At 37.5% G+C, this 1,227-nt stretch carries 1 protein-coding gene; it reads right to left on the bottom strand.

All coding sequences use genetic code 11. The features are described from left to right. Window positions 1-113 precede the first annotated feature (113 nt). The gene (gene trpS, locus ACYQ2M_RS25065; RefSeq protein WP_459919138.1) at window positions 114-884 is read right to left on the bottom strand and encodes a tryptophan--tRNA ligase; all 771 of its coding nucleotides are present in this window, start codon (window positions 882-884) and stop codon (window positions 114-116) included. Window positions 885-1,227: the final 343 nt, after the last annotated feature.

Genomic DNA, 1,227 nt, shown 5'->3' with positions numbered 1-1,227 from the left:
GCATTTGAAAATAAGATCCCCCAATATCATCAGTATATTGATGAAAAATCCGAAAAAAGATGCAACCCCAGAGAGCCAAAGCCATTAAAACAGGTCCAACCCAAAGGCTATTTTTACAAGACAACATTGCCTTCAACGCGACCCGGATCTTCAATTTTCAAGTGGTTTGGATCCGTAAACATGGCCTTTACAGCTGTGGAAATATCTTTTTCACTCGAGGAAAGCATAATGGTATTGCCCATGGATTTAGACATTTTAGTTTTCCCATCGACACTTGGCAAACGAGGAACCCGACTCAGCAGCGGTTTACATTCCACTAAAATTTCTTCTTGGGCGATATTATTTAATTTTCTTACGATCTCGTTGGTTTGTTCAAGCATGGGTAACTGATCTTCTCCCACAGGAACCATTGTTGCCTTGAATGCCGTAATATCAGCAGCCTGACTAATCGGATAGGTTAAAAACCCGGCAGGAATGGATCGTCCAAATGACTTGCTTTGAATTTCATTTTTCACCGTTGGGTTTCTTTCCAACCGTGCAATGGAAACTAAATTAGAATAGTACATTGTTAATTCAGCAAGTGCGGGAATAGCGGATTGTAAACAGATCGTTGTTTTCAGTGGGTCTATGCCGACCGCAAGGTAATCAGCAACAACATTTAAAATATTTGAAGATACTTTATGGGGGTTATGACTGTTATCTGTCAAACCCTGCATGTCAGCAACTAAAATTGTCTGATCATAACAATGTTGTAATTTCACTCGCTGCTGTAGCGAACCGACAAAATGACCAAGGTGTAATTGACCCGTGGCACGATCACCCGTGAGGATTTTTTCTTTAACGCTGCCACTTTGATGTGTGTTTGATAATTGAATGTTCTGCAAAATCATGCCTCCTGTAACGACCTCCGGAGACATAATTGATTTTATTCATTAGCTGCCACCCGGCGGCCTTTGAATAAAACAATTCAGCACCGCTCTATAAAAGAGAGTGCCACCAACAAGTGAAGGTAAAATCATTAATTTTTTTCATTTTCATTTTCATTTTGCGCACAGTATCAGCTTCGATTATTTAATTCAAGGTAATTTAGTATTGTGGTTCTTCGATGGTCTTATAAAAAGCTATATAGTTTATTATATACTAATATTTAAACATCAAAAACACATTTAAGCATTTAAAATATTTGATTTTTTAATCAACTTAAAAATTACTTCGTTATTTAAATAC

The sequence above is a fragment of the Desulfocicer niacini genome, assembly GCF_054657595.1.
This window is presented reverse-complemented; position numbering and strand designations above follow the sequence as displayed.